The organism is Methyloceanibacter superfactus (assembly GCF_001723305.1).
In the GTDB taxonomy this organism is placed as follows: domain Bacteria; phylum Pseudomonadota; class Alphaproteobacteria; order Rhizobiales; family Methyloligellaceae; genus Methyloceanibacter; species Methyloceanibacter superfactus.
This window is the reverse complement of record NZ_LPWF01000005.1, coordinates 36,374-54,522: the sequence shown is the minus strand read 5'-3', so window position 1 is coordinate 54,522 and position 18,149 is coordinate 36,374. Positions and strand designations below refer to the sequence as shown.

At 61.6% G+C, this 18,149-nt stretch carries 13 protein-coding genes, 1 tRNA gene and 1 pseudogene; 9 read left to right on the top strand and 6 right to left on the bottom strand.

Annotation, left to right across the window (positions count from 1 at the left end; genetic code table 11):
* Positions 1-211: 211 nt before the first annotated feature.
* Positions 212-1,519, bottom strand: coding sequence for a citrate synthase (gene gltA / locus AUC69_RS02470; protein WP_069440749.1), 1,308 nt, complete (start codon positions 1,517-1,519; stop codon positions 212-214).
* Between the two features lie 803 nt (positions 1,520-2,322).
* Between gltA and infA the strand changes: the two genes are divergently transcribed.
* The 4 genes from infA to AUC69_RS02450 all read left to right on the top strand — a co-directional run bounded on the left by infA (position 2,323) and on the right by AUC69_RS02450 (position 3,711).
* Complete coding sequence (gene infA, locus AUC69_RS02465; RefSeq protein ID WP_069440748.1) at positions 2,323-2,541, top strand: translation initiation factor IF-1; 219 nt, start codon at positions 2,323-2,325, stop codon at positions 2,539-2,541.
* Positions 2,542-2,671: 130 nt separating this feature from the next.
* The gene (locus tag AUC69_RS02460; RefSeq protein ID WP_069440759.1) at positions 2,672-3,292 is read left to right on the top strand and encodes a Maf family nucleotide pyrophosphatase; all 621 of its coding nucleotides are present in this window, start codon (positions 2,672-2,674) and stop codon (positions 3,290-3,292) included.
* The gene (locus AUC69_RS02455) at positions 3,289-3,495 is read left to right on the top strand and encodes a DNA gyrase inhibitor YacG (protein ID WP_069440747.1); all 207 of its coding nucleotides are present in this window, start codon (positions 3,289-3,291) and stop codon (positions 3,493-3,495) included. Before AUC69_RS02460 ends, AUC69_RS02455 begins: the two co-directional genes overlap by 4 nt.
* A 146-nt stretch (positions 3,496-3,641) precedes the next feature.
* Positions 3,642-3,711, top strand: a tRNA-Phe gene (locus AUC69_RS02450).
* A 27-nt stretch (positions 3,712-3,738) separates the two neighbouring features.
* Here the strand turns inward: AUC69_RS02450 and AUC69_RS02445 are convergent.
* Positions 3,739-4,833 (bottom strand): site-specific integrase, encoded by a 1,095-nt coding sequence (locus AUC69_RS02445; protein WP_069440746.1) that lies wholly within the window; start codon positions 4,831-4,833, stop codon positions 3,739-3,741.
* 1,141 nt (positions 4,834-5,974) lie between these two features.
* Between AUC69_RS02445 and AUC69_RS02440 the strand changes: the two genes are divergently transcribed.
* Positions 5,975-7,546, top strand: coding sequence for a GNAT family N-acetyltransferase (locus tag AUC69_RS02440; RefSeq protein ID WP_141700541.1), 1,572 nt, complete (start codon positions 5,975-5,977; stop codon positions 7,544-7,546).
* 20 nt (positions 7,547-7,566) lie between these two features.
* A complete protein-coding gene (locus AUC69_RS02435) occupies positions 7,567-8,097 on the top strand; it encodes an AAA family ATPase (RefSeq protein ID WP_244500050.1) in 531 nt (176 codons plus the stop codon).
* 57 nt (positions 8,098-8,154) lie between these two features.
* Here AUC69_RS02435 and AUC69_RS02430 read toward each other — a convergent pair whose 3' ends face one another.
* The 4 genes from AUC69_RS02430 to AUC69_RS02415 form a co-directional block, all read right to left on the bottom strand.
* Positions 8,155-8,706 (bottom strand): recombinase family protein, encoded by a 552-nt coding sequence (locus AUC69_RS02430; protein WP_069440744.1) that lies wholly within the window; start codon positions 8,704-8,706, stop codon positions 8,155-8,157.
* 311 nt (positions 8,707-9,017) lie between these two features.
* Positions 9,018-10,268: a hypothetical protein gene (locus tag AUC69_RS02425; RefSeq protein ID WP_141700540.1), complete on the bottom strand. Its 1,251-nt coding sequence runs from the start codon at positions 10,266-10,268 to the stop codon at positions 9,018-9,020.
* Positions 10,269-10,699: 431 nt separating this feature from the next.
* Complete coding sequence (locus AUC69_RS02420) at positions 10,700-11,044, bottom strand: Cache 3/Cache 2 fusion domain-containing protein (RefSeq protein WP_158007984.1); 345 nt, start codon at positions 11,042-11,044, stop codon at positions 10,700-10,702.
* 346 nt (positions 11,045-11,390) lie between these two features.
* On the bottom strand, positions 11,391-12,209 hold the full coding sequence (locus tag AUC69_RS02415; protein WP_141700539.1) for a hypothetical protein: 819 nt from the start codon (positions 12,207-12,209) through the stop codon (positions 11,391-11,393).
* A gap of 949 nt (positions 12,210-13,158) precedes the next feature.
* On the opposite strand from AUC69_RS02415, the pseudogene AUC69_RS02405 reads away from it, so the two are divergent.
* The 3 genes and pseudogenes from AUC69_RS02405 (at position 13,159) to AUC69_RS02395 (ending at position 18,145) form a co-directional block, all read left to right on the top strand.
* Positions 13,159-14,231, top strand: a pseudogene (locus AUC69_RS02405) (HlyD family secretion protein).
* Positions 14,228-17,020 carry a ribosome-associated ATPase/putative transporter RbbA gene (gene rbbA / locus AUC69_RS02400; RefSeq protein ID WP_069440739.1) on the top strand — a complete coding sequence of 931 codons (2,793 nt, stop codon included), beginning with the start codon at positions 14,228-14,230 and terminating at the stop codon, positions 17,018-17,020. The pseudogene AUC69_RS02405 and the gene rbbA overlap by 4 nt, the downstream one beginning before the upstream one ends.
* 3 nt (positions 17,021-17,023) lie before the next feature.
* Positions 17,024-18,145 (top strand): ABC transporter permease, encoded by a 1,122-nt coding sequence (locus AUC69_RS02395; RefSeq protein WP_069440738.1) that lies wholly within the window; start codon positions 17,024-17,026, stop codon positions 18,143-18,145.
* The last annotated feature ends 4 nt before the right edge of the window (positions 18,146-18,149 follow it).

The following is an 18,149-nucleotide window of genomic DNA, read 5'->3' as shown; positions in this document are numbered from 1 at the left end:
CGCGGCCGCCCCCGCCGCGAGCACGGCGCAACAAGAGCCAGCCCCTGAAGCCGCGCCCCCGGCCAAGAAAAAGGGTCCGGCCGGCCAGCTCATGGACGGCCTCTTCGGGAATTAGCGCTCGAACTTCAGCTCCCCGAAGGCTTCAAATCCTTGACGACAGGCGCGGGCACCGAACCCCAGCCATCTCGTGAGGTGCCGAACGCCGCTCGTTCTACGATCGAGCCTCCATCGGCACATAAGCGCGCTCGGTGACGCCGGTATAGAGCTGGCGGGGCCTGCCGATGCGTTGCGAGGGTTCGTCGATCATCTCCTTCCACTGCGCCAGCCAGCCTGCGGCGCGTGCGATGGCATACACCACGGTGAACATGTCCATTGGAAAGCCGAGCGCCTTCAGCGTGATTGCCGAATAGAAGTCGATGTTGGGACGCAGATTATTCTCGATGAAGTAGTCATCGGAAAGCGCAATACGTTCGAGCTCGAGCGCGACCTTGAGGATGGGATCCTCGCGGTGGTGACGGCCGACGCTATCAAGCACCTCGTTACAGGCCTTCTCCATGATCTTGGCTCTTGGGTCGATATTCTCATAGACGCGATAGCCGAAACCCACCAATTGAAACGGATCGTTCTCGTCCTTGGCCCGTTTGATGTATTCAGGGACGTGCTCGACCGAGCCGATCTCCTGCAACATGATGAGCACCGCCTCATTGGCGCCGCCATGCACCGGACCCCATAGAGAGGCAAGCCCGGCTGAAATACAGGCATAAGGGTTTGGCCCCCGAGACCCGGCAAGGCGTACGGTAGCGGTGGACGCGCTCTGCTCGTGGTCGGCATGAATGATAAAGATCCGCCGCATAGCACTGGCAAGAGCGGGGTCGACATCGTAGCTCTGGTCCGGCCTTGCAAAAAAACACATATGCAGGAAATTCGCCGAGTAGTTCAGGTCGTTCCGTGGATAGACGAACGGCTGACCGAGAGAATATTTGTAAGCCATCGCGGCAATAGTCGGCATTTTTGCGATCAGGCGGATGCTCGCGATCTCTCGCTGTGCCGGATCCTTGATGTCGACGCTGTCGTGATAGAAGGCGGAGAGCGCCCCAACCACGCCGACCATGATTGCCATAGGATGCGCGTCGCGGCGGAAGCCGGAATAGAATCGGCTCATCTGCTCATGCACCATCGTGCTTTTGGTAATGCGGTTCTCGAATGCTTCGTATTGCTGGGCCGTAGGGAGTTCGCCGTAGAGCAAGAGGAAACATGTTTCGAGGAAGGTGCTGTGTTCGGCAAGCTGTTCGATCGGATATCCCCGATAGAGGACCAACCCCTTTTCAAAGTCGATGAACGTAATCTTGGACTCGCAGCTTGCCGTGGATGTGAAGCCCGGATCATAGGTGAAGCGACCTGTCTCCTGATAAAGGGTGGTGATATCGACCACGTCTGGGCCTAGCGTGCCCTTGCGCACCGGCAGGTTGTAGCTCTTGCCACCGATCAGGAGGGATGCCTCCGCCGAGTCCTTTTCCATTGCGCGCTCCTACAGTCCTCTTCCCCGGTCATTTATGCGACCCTCTATCTGTCGCCTGGTCGCTGGACAAGGCCAGTATAACGGGATTTCGGCGGACATTGAGGAACTGGGCAAGACAGGCGCATGGTTGACAACCGTCGCCCAATTGCCCGCGTGAGCTCTTCGAAAATTGCGCCCGCTTACGGTGGTTAGCGGACAAACCCTATCCCCACTTTACCCCCGCCCCTGAATCCGCGCGTACACTGCTCCCGTCCCTGCCCCAATGAGGGATGCGGTGCCTAGGACCGTCCTGACATCGTGGGGCTTGGATGCGGCGCCCGAGGACGGCGCGGTAAAGATGGGCCGATCTCGGATGCGAAATTCCCGATAGGCCCTGACCCCGCGCCACGGATAACGGACCAGCCTCGGGGGTCCCCGCTCCGCCCACCTGCGCTGTAACACGTGGGTCGTCGGGTGAGGTGCGCGCGACGTTACGCGCTACGCCTGTGCCACTGGTGAGAAGCCGTGCGGAAGGGGGCTGTAAAATCATCGCCGCATAGCGCGGGGCGCCGAAGGGCCGCCCTTGAGCTCGAGCAGGACGCGGACCTTGTCGCCCCGCGCTCAATCCCTCGGGGCTTAGCCCCTCATGCCTCGTGGTCCTCGGGCCGCGAGACGCCTTCGGCTGCCCGTGCTCAAGGTGCCCGGAGGGCGGTATCACCCAAGGAGCGCCCCCGGAAAGCATGGGCTTTCAGGGGAATGGTCCTTGATTTTACCGGGCGGGGCGACCATTCTCCGCCGCAATCGGCGGATGCGGAAGGAGCCTTATGACGAAGGAAGAAATGCTCGAATTTCCGGGAGTGGTCACAGAACTGCTCCCGAACGCCACCTTTAGGGTGAAGCTCGAGAACGAACACGAGATCATCGCCCATACGGCGGGACGGATGCGCAAGAACCGGATCAGGGTGCTTGCTGGCGACAAGGTTCTAGTCGAGATGACACCCTATGATCTCACTAAAGGTCGGATCACTTACCGGTTTAAGTAGCAAGCTCGGGCTGAAGCGGAGCGATCCTGCTGGGCCTGAGGCTGCGATTCAGGGACCGAAGAAGGCGAAAAGCCCGACTCGGCCGCCGCGCCGCCGCGCGCCGACGCCAGGCTCGAGCTTCCGGCCGAAGCTGGTGCTCGCTTCGGCCTCGCCGCGCCGGCTTCAGCTCCTCGAGCAGGCCGGCATCGCGCCCGACGCGTTGCGGCCCGCTTCGGTTGACGAGAGCGTGGCCAAGGGCGAGGTGCCGCGCCACATCGTGCGCCGGCTCGCCCGCGCCAAGGCGGAGGCCGCGCTCAAGATCATCAAATCGGAGCCCGAACTCGCCAAGTCCTTCCTCATCGCCGCCGATACGGTGGTGGCGGTGGGACGCCGGGTGCTCGGCAAGGCCGAGCTGGAGCATGAGGCCGCCGATGCCTTGCGCATGTTGCGCGGCCGCGCCCACCGGGTGCATACGGCCATTTGCATCGTGACGCCCGAGGGGCGCTGGCGCGAGCGGGTGGTGGAGACGCGGGTCCGCTTCCGCAACATCTCCGACCAGGAGATCGGCGCCTATCTCGCCAGCGGCGAGTGGAAGGGCAAGGCCGGCGGCTATGCCATTCAGGGCATCGCCGGCGCTTTCGTGGTCAAGCTGGTCGGCTCCTACACCAATGTCGTCGGCCTGCCGCTCACCGAGGTGGTGAGCCTGCTGGCGGGCGAGGGCTATCCGGTGAGCCTGCTGTGGCTCTCCAAGGCGGAGGTCGAGACCGAGTGAATGCGCCTTCGCGCAAACCCCCGGAGCCAAAGACGACCGGCCGCTGCCCGATCTGCGGCAAGCCATCCGCGCCCGACCGCCGCCCGTTTTGCTCGAAGCGTTGCGCCGAGATCGACCTCGGCCGCTGGCTCAAGGGCGCTTATACGGTTCCCGGTGAGCCGGTCGGCAATATCGACGATGGGACCCTCGACGAGTTCGAGTGAGAGGAGCCGGCATGGCCGTGCCCGTGTTCAGGGCCCATCGACAGGGGGCGGCGCGGGGGACGCATCCGGTCTCGACAGGGGCGGGGCGATTTCCTATAAGCCAGGGCCTTGCGTGGCGCGCCCCGGCGGCGGCCTGACAAGCATCGGTAGCTCAGTTGGTAGAGCAGCGGATTGAAAATCCGCGTGTCGGTGGTTCGAATCCGCCCCTGGGCACCACTCCATTTCTTGCTCGTTGATTTGCCACTACTTTTTGCTCCCTTTTGTCCCACCGACCGCAACCTCCGCGTCGGGTGGGGCAATTTCGTTCTCGATCTGGCCCAGCGAAATGAAATGCATGCCGGTATTGGCGAGCCTCTTTCGATCCGCCCGTCGGGTGTAACGCTCGGCTTCCTTGAGGGTGGTCCAGCCAAAGATAGCCATGAGCTGGTGTGCGGTGGCACCGTTGTTGGCGGCGAGGGTGGCTCCTGCCTTTCGTAATCCATGCGCGCTGCAATGCGGCAGTTCCGCCTGGTCGCACCAATACCGCATCTTGTTTCCAAACCCCGCCGGCGTAAAAGGCTTGCCGAACTCAGTTACAATGAACGTGAGCTGATCGGGAGGAGTTGCCTCGATAGCGGCCCTCAGCTCCCGCATGATGGGGATTTCTACCTCGACCCTGGTCTTCTTTCGCTTGAACACCAGGCGATCATTCCGGCGGTGCTGGCGGCCAAGGTCCACGAGGTCGCCACGGGCGGCTCCGGTATAAAGCAAGAACGTAAGTGCTCGGGCCGCCTTTGAGGTTGTGCCGTGATGATTGAGGTACTGGTAGACCTCGTCGATGGTCCATGTGTGGAAACCCTCGGAACTCGTCTTGATGTAGGGCACATCGGTCGCGGGATTGCGTTCAGCATGGCCAGCCTCGACTGCCCACTTGAACACTTGTCGAAGAGCCTTCAGACGCCCGTTGGCTGCCTCGGGTAGCTCAGCCTTCTCGTCCCTGAACTGGCGAACGTGGCGCGGCTCCATGCGCGCAAAGGGCTTCGTACCATGAGTGACAGAGAGATTGTCTAGAATGCCCCGTCTTACGCGCTGGGTCGATCCGCGAAGCTGCTTGAACTCAGCCGAGACGAAGTAGCGCTCAAGGAGCCAGCGGAGCGATCCCCTTAGGGCTGCGCCTCCGACCGTCGGGTTGAATTTCGGTCGCTCGGTCTCGGCAAGGGCGTTGTTGTATGCGGCTACGAAGCCCTCGGTGCCCCACCGCTCCCTAATCCTGATCTTGCGACCGTTGCGTCGCACGTAGAGGCGCATGTTGCCATGGCGGTCCATATCCTCGGAGATGTAGCGAAGATTGATCTTCATGCCGCCTCTCGGTCCCAAGGGTTCTCGGCGTCGCCGTCGGAAAGCGCATCGAACGCGGCATCAAGCTGTCTACGGTCCCAAATGACACGGCTGTTAATTCTCTTTGGCGGGGGCATTCTTCCGTCACGCACCATGTTATCGAAGAGAGATGAAGAGACGCCGATGTAGGCTGCCGACCTCACGCGACCAAGACCACGTGTTCAATCGAGAGAACGTCCGCCCGTGTCATTTCGTATCCCCTGCCAGTTCAACTCGGCCCCAAGCTACGAATAAGCGGACCACTGCCCACAGCGTTGACAAGTTATCTAATGCTTTTTTTACGTCGCACTTCAACAACGGGGGGAACTGTCACGCGGGGGTCGATGACTCCATTTGCGGCGCGTTCGACTTCTGTCTGGAACCAAATAGTGAAGTGATTTGATCGATTCTGGATAAAATTCGGGCTCTGTTGATCAGTTTATTGTCCACCGGACACCCGAGAGTTTAGAGCGGCCATGCCGATTTGGCGGTTGGCACCAGCTACCGTGCCGATCAACCGGAGGCCCTTACGAACTCATCTGCTTCCTCAAACCATGTCTGCTCCGCCCGCAGCATCCGCTCCCTGTGCAGCAGCGGGCCGGTCCAGACTTAAACCTTTGGGAGTCTTCCTGCGTTAGTACGGGATGAGGCAGCCAGGTGGCCGTCGATTCGCGACCCGTGTAACGTCGAGGACAGGGTGATTCCTTTTTGGAGGACTGAGAGATGCCAGGCACGGGCGACATTATCATCAGCGTAAAGCCCGAGCACGCCCACAACATAATTGTGGGTCGCAAGACGGTGGAGTTGCGCCGTCGCTTTGCCGACGATTCGGCAATCGGAAAGTGGATGTTGATCTACTCATCCAGTCCCGAAAGGGCCCTCATCGGCGCCGTCAGGATCGCAAACGTTCGACGCATGGCGGTGGGGCCACTGTGGAAGGCTTTCAAAAAACAGGCCTGCGTACCCCGATCGCTGTTTCTTGAGTACTTCAGCGGCGCAACCGAGGGCGTTGGCGTAATCTTGGGGCCGGTGGTAACATTCGATCCTGCCATTTCTGCGCGTGAACTGCGAGAGCGCTTCAGTTTCTCGCCGCCCCAGTCATACCGCTATGTCCGCGGTGCCCTTGCTGACCTCCTCGATGACGAACGCATTCAAATTCCTGATCGACACCAATGTAGTGATCGGCCTCGAGGACAACTCCCCAGCCGATGCGAGGCTTACTGATCTCGCGCGAAAGTGCAGCACACACGGGGTCCGACTCTTCGTCGACTCAGCTGTAGACGACGACATCCAGCGAGATCGTGACGCAGAAAGACGCAGCATCACGCTCAGCAAGCTAGAGCGCTTTGAGCGGTTGGCTGGTGTTCCCTATCCCGACGACGCGGAGCTTGCGCGCAGATATGGCGCCATAAGTTCCGACAACGACCTGAGCGATGTTCGGCTGCTTTTCTGTCTGGAGCAAGGAGCTGCCGACTTTCTGATCACTCAGGATGTGAAGCTGATCAAGAGGGCAAGCCGTTGCCTCTTGTCCGGTCGTGTGATGTCCGTCGAGGATGCGCTGGTCTGGCTGAGGCAGACCTTCGAGCCGACCTCAGTTGAGCTGCCGCACGTGACGGAGCAGGAGGCATACGCGCTCGATCGAAGCCACCCTATCTTTGACGGTCTCAGGGACGACTACACGGGTTTCGATCAGTGGTTAGAAAAGTGCGCTCGGAAACATCGCAAGTGCTGGACCGTGATGGTCGGTGGAGAGCTGGCTGGAGTCGTCATCCGCAAAGATGAAGCTCGCCGCGACGCGTGCATCCAGTCGTCAGGCGAGAAAATCCTGAAGCTCTGCACTTTCAAGATGGCCCCGGAGTTTCGCGGCGAGAAGTTTGGTGAGCACCTGCTGAAGCAGAGCCTCTGGTTTGCGCAAGCGAACTGCTACGACGTCGTCTATCTTACCGCCTTTGCCGACAAGGAGGAGCTTATCAGCCTGCTCCAGTCCTATGGGTTCTCGCAAACGTCCCGACTGCAAAACGGCGAACTAGTATTTGAGAAGGTGCTGCTCCATGGGGACCTAAACCCCAGTAGCCAGGAAGACGTGCTCGATTTCGACCGTAAGTGCTACCCTCGCTTCTATGACGGTCAGAGGGCTGCCAAGTACTGTGTCCCGATAAAGGGCGAGTACCACAAGAAGCTGTTCCCCGAGATCAGCTTTCGCAAAGTGCTCCCCCTTTTTGAGGGGACAGACCTGACCAACGAACTCGCAGCAACTCCCGACCAGGCGCGCGTTCCCGGCAACTGCATCCGCAAGGTCTATCTTTGTCGAGCGAAGGCCAGCTCTCTCAGACCGGGTGACCTGCTATTCTTCTACCTGTCCAAGGACGATGAGTTGGAGGCCTCACAGAGCATCACGACCGTCGGCATCGTCGAGAGTGTGAGCGAGTGCGATGACGCGAGCGATCTCATCCGAATGACGGCGAAGAGGTCGGTCTTCTCAAGAGATGAGCTTGTCGAGCTGGCGGGCGATTCTGGGAGTCCAGTAAAGGTGATCGACTTCTTGCTCGTGGGTCATTCGAGGCCCACGGCGAAGTTGGCCGATTTAGTCGCTGGAGGTGTATTCAACGGACGACCACCGCAATCCATAGCTAAGTTAAGCGAGGATCGATTCTTAGTGCTGAAGGGGATGCTGGACTTGGGGTTTGACGCTTGAGAGGTCAGCGCATCATTGGTGTGTTCGGTCTATCTGGCGTTGGCAAGAGCACCCTGATCTCCCAAGCGCGGAGGGCTGTTACAAGCAGCCTTCACCTGCAAGCGAGCGCCTTGATCAAGGACGGCCTCCGACACCCAGAGGCTACTTCTGAATCCCTCCGGCAGCGCCCCCGAGAGCAGGTAAGATCGAATCAAGACGTCCTGGTGGACACGTTCTGGCGCGCTGTCCGGTCTCAGCCAGAACCTCTAGTCATCTTCGACGGGCATCTCGTTATCGACACGGACAACGGGCTGGTCGAGATACCTCAGGAGGTGATCGAAGAACTCCGGCTGCTCGTCATGGTCCACGTTGAAGACGATGCCGCAAAAATTGCTGAGCGGCGTGCGCGGGACCGACGGCGGACTCGTCCTGTGCGGTCGGAGGAAGCTCTGGATGAGCACCAGCAGTTGTCCCGCAGGTTATGCGAATCCTATGCGTCCGCGCTGGGGGCCACGATGGCCGTTTGTCGGCCCGAAGAGCTGGACCGCTTCAAGAGCTTTCTTACTCGCTGAGGATGGGCTTGCAGCCAAAACGCAGCTCAAAGCGCAAGCCCGACTGGGTCGCTGGCTTCAGGTTGCCAGGGCGCGATAGACGGATGCCTTCGAGAGGGAGGTCTGCCGCATAATCTCCGGCACAGTTGTCCCCGCCTCCCGTAACTTTCTCACTTTCTGGATCGTCTCTGAGACTAGAAGAGGCTTGCGCCCGAACCGAGTTCCACGCTCGCGCGCCTTGTTGATCCCGTCCATCTGCCGCTCTCGGCGGATGTCGTTCTCGAACTCGGCGATCAGAGAAAGGATGCCCATTATCAGCTTCCCTGTTCGGGAGGTCGTGTCGATGGTCGGGTCATCCACCACCTTGAAGGCCACACCCTTGTCGGCAAGCGTGGACACGATGCGGTAGAGGTCTGAGGTCGAGCGGGCCAAGCGGTCAATCTTCGTTACGAGAAGCGTGTCGCCCTCGCGCAAGTAATCGAGACAGCGCTTTAGCTCTGGACGCCCCGCATCGACGCCCGAGCGCTTCTCCTGAAAGACCTTGTCGCAGCGTGCGGCCTCCAGCTTTCCAAGCTGGACACCAAGGTCTTGCCCGGAGGTCGATACCCGAGCGTAGCCAACCGTCGTCATGGAGGTTCTGATCCCCTTAGAGTTATTGAGAAAACCATTAAGAGACACATTTTGAGACCCGTCAAGCGGCGGCCTCAGAATGTGTACAATTTGAGCCGACCTTGAAGCCCGTCAAAGATGAGCGACGGTGTTGGCAGCCAGCTCGTGGTGTCTGCTTCACTCTCCACAAGCAGACATGCTCAGAGCCGACATGGATGTCCGCTTCGTGCCAATAGCCGACAAAAAGCCCCCGGCGCAGGGAGAAGAGAAGAGCGCCGGGGTTAGTGTTGGCAGAGCCGCCTATTTCGGTACACCCACAGCAGGGCGGCCGGTCAATTCAAGCCCGCTATATCGCGAGCACACGCCGCATCGAAACCGACTGGTAGCGCGAGCACGGTAACCTCGTCGTCGCCCGCGGTAGCGTCGCGGGCGTAAAGCTCGGGGATCACCACCAACTGCGCGCCGTTGGCGCTGCGCCGGACCGCAAGGTCGGCGGGGCCATTCAGGTCGGACATGGTGCCGCCAGGCTGGAGCGCGAGGGTGGTGGTAACTTTGCTTTTGCAGGTGACCGTAAGCTTGCCAGGAATGTCTCCACGGATCTGGGCGTTTAACATCACGCCACCAGCGGTGAAGTCGAGGCCATCGAGTGCCCCCAGGTCGCTGTCAACCGGTGGCGGTAGCTTGTTGTTGAAGATGTCCTCTTTGGTCAGCGCGTAGATGCCGCCATTTGCCGGGTCGGCCAAGTTGGCGAATGCCCCGACAGTGTTCACATAGACCTTACCGTTGGTTGGTGAGACCTCGACCCCGTCAGGGTTGCCGGGGATATCCAGGAACGTAGGCGGATTGGCGGGCACCCGTCCGTCCGCGAGGGCGTCCAGCGCGCTGTGTGGGATCATCCAAAGGCCACTCCTACTTTCGAACGGCGGGTCAAACTGATCGCCCCCGATGGCGCTGTCGGTGACGTAGACATTGCCATCGGCGTCGAAACCCAGCGCGTTGATCAGGATGATTGGGCTGCCGTTGATCTGCTCGAACACTGACCCCTGGCCGGTATCGATCTCGCCGAGCACTTCGCCGGCATCATTGAACGCCAGAAGCTTACTGCGCATGCGTGTCGGGTCCTTGACCACCTGACCATTGTTATCGACGAGCGGCGCCGATCCCGTGCAAAGAAAGATCGTCCCGGCCGGGAACTTCTCTGTTGCAACTGGCAGCACGCCCATGCCGAGCGGCCCGGTCAAGCCGGTGATCAGCTTCTTCTCGACTATCGCCAACTCACCGTTGGCTTTGACGTCCAGCTTGCTGATGTATCCCGCGCCCTCAACCCAACCAAATTTTTCGGAAAGATTGCCGGCCTCGGCAGCATTGGAGATGTACACATGGCTACCGTCCGCGCTGAAAATCGCGCCTTCCGGATTGTCGAATTCCTTGAGCACCTGAAGGATCACCGCGGGCGATGGGTGGACCCCGCCGTGTATCTCAGCCGCGACGCTGCGATTGTCGGCCACGGCGCATGCGACCAACGCCGCGAGGGTGACCGTAACTCCAAAGCGCGGCTTCATCATTTGTTCCATCTTATACATTGGATCACACCTTTGTTGTGCCTCTGCGCGGACTGGCCCTTTAAAGAAACCGAAGTCCGCTGCGGGCTCGCTCTTCGCCGATCTTGATCCGCGACCTAATCGAGTTAGATCGCAGACGGTTCTCCCGCAGGCTTAGAAGCCGCGGGTCTGGACCGTGGGGGATGCTCTGGTGTGCTGTATTCGGGAAAGGGGGCGTGCACGTAATCGGCACGGTAGTCTCAACCGCCAGCGCCTAGGTTCCGGCGTGCCAGTAAAAAAACTGTCTGCTCCATATTGGGCTAATGCAAGTTATTTGTGCAAAGGAGCCTGACCAAAATCATCGGGACAAAAAAGCCCCGGCGCAGGAGAGAAGTGACGAGCGCCAGGGCTTAGAATTATCTGACCGCCGCGAAACCTCAAGACTGATATGCATCCGCGACTGTCAGTGTCTACTACTTGGGTACACCCACAAATAGGGCCCCGGTCAAGTCGCCGTTCTCACCGGTGAGTGGTGCATAGTCGGCTTGATAGTCGTGACCAAAAAGGGTCGTTGGCCCGCTGTAGGAGCGTTTTCCGACCAAGGCTTTGTAGGCGGCGCTATCACGGTCAAGTTTTGTATCGGTGGCCGATTGCCCTTCGGCGCTCAAGGTGGTTTGGGTCCGGACAAAGTCTTTACCGTCATAAGAAAAGATAGTCGCTTCGACCTTGGTGGCCGCCAATGAAGCGCTGCTCACAAGCGCCATGGCGGGCAACAACAATGTCAGGATGAGTAAGAGCTTTTGACTTAGGTTTCTCATTTCACACTCCATTGGCGAACTTGACCGCTAGGTCGAGTTCTGTAGGGGACGACGTCCCCGCAGCCGAGAGACCGCAGGGGGCCTGGACCGTGGGGGATTGTCTGGTGTGCTGAGATTTGGAAAGAGGGCCGCACTTAATCGGCAGTCTTTACCGCCAGCGCCTAGGTTCCGGCGTGCCAGTGGGCAAACTGTCTGCTCAATACATGTCCGTTGCAAGCGCCATGTGCTGATCTGACCGACATCAGCGGGATGTCCGCTTTGGGTCACTAGCGGACGTCTGCGAGTGCAGGGGGGAGATGTCCGCATTGCGTCCAAGAGCGGCCACGCGCGAGAGGGGGGCGTCTGCTCATTCGCGCGCGTGAAGGGATGAAGCAAACTTAACCCCTCGAAGCTCCCCATCGCTGATTTCATTGGTTCTTCTGTTTCTGCTCAGCGATTTTATTGCAGTCTCGGCCCCGGGCGGAGACCTGCTTGACCTACAAGGGGCATTGGCCCCTCGGACCGGAGCCCCTCCTGTGCGTGTCCACCGGGCTGTCGGACCAATGTTCTCCGTCGTGCCGCAGCGCTTGCCATGAATGATGCCCTGCAGGCGGCGATGCTCCCTCCTGACATGGAAGTGGTTCCAGACCGTGGGCCCACCCCCTTTGATGAGGTACTTGCCGTCAGGGTTGTCGTGGAGCACGAGCTTGATGACATCATCTGCCCAATAGCCGTAGCCAGCTTTGTCGCCGTCGCGCCTACCGTGCTTGTTGATGAGGCGGTAGATCGCCGCCTCGACCTGAAGCAGCCCCTTGCCCGTGCGGTACTCGACCGGCAGGTGGAACAGCAGATGGCAATGCACCACCTCGGCCTGTCCACCTGACATTCGCTCACGCGCCCAGATGCAGGCGAGGGGGAAGCCGTGCCGACGCGCCCACTTGTCGAGTCCCTCGCGCACCTTGGCGAAGAGCTTGCCATCGGGATCATCACCAACACCCGTGAACGCCCAATGGATCGTGAGGTGAGCCACCAACGGCAGCCCAGCAGATCTCGCAAAGGACACGGCGTCCATCATGTTGACGGCCTGACGCATGGTGATGCGCGTGTTACCGCGCGCGAGCTTGTTGGGCTTCGCCGTGAACAACTGTTCTCGCGCTGTAGAAACAGCGAGCAGTGCTGCGTGCATTGGGGCCCCTATGGACTGAAGTGAACTCAACTAGCGTGGTCGTGAGAGGACGACTCGTCGCTCACCGAACCACTGACCGAACAGACCCTTCGCTTCGTCGCGGAGGTTGAACGGGATGCGCTGGTGGTCGGTGGTGTCCCCCTATGCTCCCCTGAGGTACTAACTAATAGAGAGCGTGCGACAGCCGACCGGCGGTGATGTTCGTCCTCGCAAGCGCCCAATCCCTCGCGAACCAACGGGTCCGAGTGACTGACGACATGGACTTGATACGTTCCAGGAACGTCCAAGTTCTGCACCGCGTGGTGTTCGGGCAATCCATGGAGCGTGGCGAGCCCTTCGGGCGCGACGTCGCCACAGTATTCTCGGACGCGGCACAGCAGTCCATCCCGCGCGGTGCAGTAGGAGCGATTTCGCCAGCCGGAGTTCTTTGAGCGGGGATTGCCTTTCTTCCGCTGCAGGACCCACTGAAGCGGGTCATCTACGACCCTCCATACTGCGTTGAGCTGCGCTACGAGCCCGTTTGAGGGGTGCGCTAGGCCGTTGGGTCCATCATGGCAGTCCCAGTGGCCCAACGAAGCGTTCGACTGCTCGCGCACCCCATTCTTGGGCTTAACTTCGAGCGCTCGGCGGCCAGTGGTCACCGAGGCGTCTGAGCGCGGCATAGGAGCCATCGAGCAGGCGTCAGTTGAGCTTGAGCCTGTCGTTCGGTGGGGCAGTCGCGTCGGAAAGCATAATGATTGTGCGGGAAGGTTGCTTGTCCCACCCTCCGCTAAGTCATTGTGCCTGTTGAAGTGAGGCGCCCCGCCCCTGGGCACCATTTTCCCCGTCTCTGCCAAGATAAATTGTCACGGGCCCGCTACCGGGCCGGTGTAGGGGTGCTAGCGTTCCGGCAGTGCCGCCGCCGGCGGGCGCCGCGCGAAATCCAAATGTGACTCAAACGGGCGGACTCATGACCCAAACGACCCAGACCTGGCTCATCCGGATCGTCATCATGGGGGTGATCGCCGGCGCCGCCTATCTCGCTTGGCAGGCGCTGAAGCCGAACGGTCCGCCGGAGGCTTCGCCAGCGGCAATGGCCGCATCGAGGCGACGGAGATCGACATCGCCACCAAGATCGCGGGGCGGGTCGAGACCATCGAGGTCGGTGAAGGCGATTTCGTTCAGCCGGGCCAAGTCTTGGCTGCGATGGATACGGATGTGCTCCAGGCGCAACTCCGCGAGGCGGAAGCCGAACTGCAGCGCGCGGTGATCGGCGTCGAGACGGCGCAGAGTCAGGTCTCCCAACGCGAAGCCGAGAAGACGGCGGCTGAAGCTTCGGTGGCGCAGCGCGAAGCCGAGCTCGATGCCGCCCAGAAGCGCTTGGCGCGGTCGGAAGAACTCGTGCCGAAGGGCGCCACCTCGGTCCAGGTTCTCGACGATCGCCGCGCGGCGTTCGAAGGCGCGAAGGCGGCCGTCGCCGCGGCCAAGGCGCAAGTCGCCGCGGCGGAAGCCGCCATCGGCCTTGCCAAGTCGCAGATCATCAGCGCCCGCGCGGCCGTCGATGCGACCCGCGCCACCATCGAGCGCATCAAGGCGGATATCGACGACAGCACGCTGCGCGCCCCCCGCGAGGCCCGGGTGCAATATCGCGTTGCCGAGCCTGGCGAAGTCTTGGCGGCGGGCGGCGCGGTGCTCAACCTCGTCGTGCTCACCGATGTCTACATGACCATCTTCCTGCCGACCATCGACGCGGGCCGCGTCCAGCTCGGCGCCGAAGCCCGCATCGTGCTCGATGCCGCCCCGCAATATGTCATCCCGGCGAAGGTCTCCTTCGTCGCCGATGTGGCGCAGTTCACGCCCAAGACGGTGGAAACGGCGGAGGAGCGGCTGAAGCTGATGTTCCGCGTCAAGGCCCGCATCGATCCCACGCTTCTCAAGAAGCATATCCGCGACGTGAAGACGGGCTTGCCCGGCGTGGCCTATATCCGGCTCGATCCGGAGATCCCGTGGCCGGACGACTTGCAGATACGCTTGCCGGAATGAGCGGAGCCTCTCCTCATGCCGTGCCGGGAGAGGAGGGCGCTGCGCCCGTCGCGCGCCTACGGGGCGTGAGCCTCCGCTACGGCAAGGTGCAGGCGCTTGCCGGCATCAATCTCGACCTTCCCGCCGGCCGCATGGTCGGGCTGATGGGGCCGGACGGCATCGGCAAATCAAGCCTGCTGTCGTTGGTCGCCGGCTCGCGCGCCATCCAGAAAGGAGAGGTCGAGGTTCTCGGCGGCAGCATGGCCAAGGCGCGGCATCGTCAACGGGTTTGTCCGCGCATTGCCTACATGCCGCAAGGCCTCGGCAAGAACCTTTATCCTACGCTGTCGGTCTACGAGAATATCGACTTCTTCGGCGCGCTGTTCGGGCACGACCACGCGGAGCGCAAGCGTCGCATCGTGCTTCTGACCCAGAGCACCGGGCTTGCGCCCTTCGTCGACCGGCCGGCCGGCAAGCTCTCAGGCGGCATGAAGCAGAAGCTTGGCCTATGTTGCGCGCTGGTGCACGACCCGGATCTTCTCATCCTCGATGAGCCGACCACCGGCGTCGACCCGCTGTCCCGCCAGCAGTTCTGGCGCATGATCGACGACATCCGCCGCGACCGGCCCGGCATGAGCGTCGTCGTCGCCACCGCTTACATGGAGGAAGCGGCGCGGTTCGATTGGCTGGTGGCCATGGATGCCGGCGCCGTGCTCGCCACGGGAACGCCCGCCGAATTGATCGCGCGCACCGGCACCGCGTCGCTGGAAGCGGCCTTTATCGCGCTCCTCCCCGAAGAGAAGCGCCGCGACCATCGGGCTGTGACGATTCCACCCCGTTCGCCCGGCTCCGACCACGAGACGGCGATCGAAGCGCGGGGGCTCACCAAGCGCTTCGGCGACTTCACCGCCGTCGACCACGTGAGCTTCAAGATAAAGCGTAGCGAAATCTTCGGCTTCCTGGGCTCGAACGGTTGCGGCAAGACCACGACCATGAAGATGCTGACCGGGCTGCTCGAGCCGAGCGAAGGCAAGGCTTGGCTCTTCGGCCAGGAGGTGGACCCGCGCGATCTCGCCACCCGCCGCCGTGTCGGCTACATGTCGCAATCCTTCTCGCTCTATACCGAGCTGACCGTCCGCCAGAATCTGGAGCTGCATGCGCGGCTGTTCGAGGTGCCGGAGACGGAGATTCCGGCCCGCGTCGAGGAGATGGTCGAACGCTTTCAGCTGGCCGGAGTGATCGATGCCTACCCAGGCGGGCTGCCGCTGGCCCTCCGGCAGCGCCTGTCTCTCGCCGTGGCCATGATCCACAAGCCCGAGATGCTGATCCTGGACGAGCCGACATCCGGTGTCGACCCGATCGCCCGCGACCGGTTCTGGCAGATGTTGGTCGATCTCTCTCGAAGCGACGGCGTGACGATTTTCATCTCGACGCATTTCATGAATGAGGCGGAGCGCTGCGACCGCATTTCGCTGATGCATGCCGGCAAGGTGCTGGTCACCGATCCGCCCGAGACGCTGGTAAGGCAAAGCGGCGCCAAGACGCTCGAGGACGCCTTCATCAGCTATCTGGAGCAGGCGGTGGCCGAGGACGACGGTGATCAGACGAGCGAGGCCGAGACCGCTTTGGCGGACTCCATGCGCGGGCCTGAGCCCGAGGAGCCCGTGCGCGGCGGGCAGCGCCATTTCAACCTCCGCCGCGCCATGAGCTACGCGCGGCTCGAGGGGCTGGAGTTGCTGCGCGATCCCATCCGGCTCACGCTGGCCGTGGTCGGCAGCGGCATTCTGATGCTGGTCATGGGCTACGGCATCAGTCTCGACGTGGAGGATTTGAGCTTCGCCGTGCTTGATCGCGACCAGACCACGACCAGCCGCGACTACACGCTGAACCTGTCCGGCTCGCGCTACTTCGTCGAGAAGGAGCCGCTCGCCAGCCATCAAGAGCTCGACAAGCGCATGCGCTCGGGTGAGCTCAGCCTCGCCCTGGAGATTCCGCCCAACTTCGCGCGCGACATCGCCCGTGGGCGGGATGTTTCCGTGGCGGCCTGGATCGACGGCGCCATGCCGACGCGGGCGGATACCGCGCGCGGTTATGTCGAGGCCATGCATTCCCTCTGGCTCGCCGAGAAGGCGCGCCAGTCAGGGCAAGAATCCGCGCTCGCCGGATTGGCCAATGTCGAGATCCGCTACCGTTATAATCCCGACGTCAGGAGCGTGGTGGCCATGGTGCCGGCCATCATTCCACTTCTGTTGATGATGATCCCGGCGATGCTCACCGCGCTCAGCGTCGTGCGCGAGAAGGAGCTCGGCTCCATCGTCAACTTCTATGTCACGCCGACGACGCGGCTCGAATTCCTCATCGGCAAGCAGTTCCCCAACATCGTCCTGGCCATGCTGAGCTTTGTGATGCTCGCGATTCTTGCCGTGGTCGTGTTCGATGTTCCCCTCAAGGGCAGTGTTCCGACGCTGATGGTGGCGGGTTTGCTCTATGCCGTCGCCGCCACGGCCCTGGGCCTGCTCATCTCGACGTTCATGCGTAGCCAGATCGCCGCGATCTTCGGCACCGCCGTATTGACAATTCTGCCCGCGGTGAGCTTCTCCGGCATGATTGACCCGGTCTCGTCGCTCGAAGGCTTCGGCCGGGTGATCGGCGAGATCTATCCGACCGCGCACTTTCTCACCATTACGCGTGGCGTATTCTCCAAGTCCTTGAGCTTCTCGGATCTGCACGCATCCTTTCTACCATTGGCGCTCGCAGGTCCCGCGGCGCTTATTCTGGCGGCCGTCTTGCTCAGAAAGCAGGAGCGCTGATCGATGCGTCTCGGTCACATCTGGTATCTCGGCATCAAGGAGCTGCGCAGCTTGGCGCGCGACCGGGGCATGCTGGTCCTGATCGTGTATGCCTTCACCCTGGCCATCTACGCTTCGGCGACGGCGATTCCCGAGACGTTGAACAGGGCACAGATCGCCATCGTGGACGAGGACCGCTCGCCGCTGTCGATGCGCATCGCCAGTGCCTTCTATCCGCCCTACTTCGCGACGCCCAAGATGATCGATCACGCGGAGATGGACAATCGCCTCGACGCCGGCCTCGATACCTTCGCTCTCGATATCCCGCCGGACTTTCAGCGCGATCTTTTGGACGGGCGGCAGCCGACGATCCAGTTGAATGTCGACGCCACCCGCATGAGCCAGGCTTTCACCGGCTCCGGCCACATCAACACGATTCTGAACGACGAGGTGCGTGCCTTCGCCCAGCGCTACCGTGATGTCTATGAGCCGCCGGTGGGGCTGACACTGCGCGCCCGCTTCAACCCCGAGCTGAAGGAGGCGTGGTTCGGCGCCATCATGGAGGTCATCAATAACGTGACCCTGCTCGCCATCGTGTTGACCGGCGCCGCGCTGATCCGCGAACGCGAGCACGGCACGGTGGAGCATCTGCTCGTCATGCCGGTCACGCCTTTCGAGATCATGACGAGCAAGGTCTGGGCCATGGGCGTCGTAGTACTCGTGGCCTGTGCCGTGGCGCTAACCTTCGTGGTGCAGGGGCTTCTGGAGGTGCCGATCCAAGGGTCGATTGCGCTGTTCCTGGTCGCCGCGGCGCTGCAGCTCTTCGCCACTACGTCGATGGGGATCTTCCTGGCCACCGTCGCCCGCTCCATGCCGCAATTCGGCCTGCTGCTGATCTTGGTGCTCCTGCCCTTGGAAATGCTGTCGGGCGGGACGACGCCGCGTGAAAGCATGCCGGAGGCGGTCCAGAACCTCATGTTGGCCGCCCCGAACACGCATTTCGTGATCGCCGCCAAGGCGATCCTCTTTCGCGGCGCCGGCCTCGACGTGGTCTGGCCGCAGTTTCTCGCGCTCGCGATTATCGGCGCCATCCTGTTCGGGATTGCCCTGATGAGGTTCCGCAGCACCATCGGCACCATGGCCTGACAAG